Origin of the sequence: Kitasatospora phosalacinea (genome assembly GCF_000717185.1) — a bacterium.
Taxonomy (GTDB): Bacteria; Actinomycetota; Actinomycetes; order Streptomycetales; family Streptomycetaceae; genus Kitasatospora; species Kitasatospora phosalacinea_A.
This window is the reverse complement of record NZ_JNYE01000297.1, coordinates 1-319: the sequence shown is the minus strand read 5'-3', so window position 1 is coordinate 319 and position 319 is coordinate 1. Positions and strand designations below refer to the sequence as shown.

At 72.1% G+C, this 319-nt stretch carries 1 pseudogene; it reads right to left on the bottom strand.

Going from position 1 to position 319, the window contains the following annotated elements:
* A pseudogene (locus OO57_RS38095) lies at nucleotides 1–319 on the bottom strand (electron transfer flavoprotein subunit alpha); the annotation flags it as partial.

The window sequence follows — 319 nt, the reverse complement described above, 5'->3', positions numbered from 1 at the left end:
TGTTGGGCTTGACGGTGATGACCGGGGTGCCGGTGGTCACGGTCGACTTGACCTGGAAGGACGCGGCGAACACCGACTGGGTGGCGACGGGGCCGCCCGTGCCCTGCTCGACGTCGACGGCGTCGGTGATCAGGCCAGAGCCGAGGCGCAGGGCGGTGCGGGCGGCGACCTCCTTGTTCTCGCCGGAGGAGGTGACCAGCACCGCGGCGGCCCCGGCCGTCTTGGCGATCTGGGTGAGCGCGTCGACCTTCGGGACGACGAGCTGGGAGGCGAACTCCCCGGCGTCGGCGGTGTAGACCTTCGCCGCGCCGTACTCGGC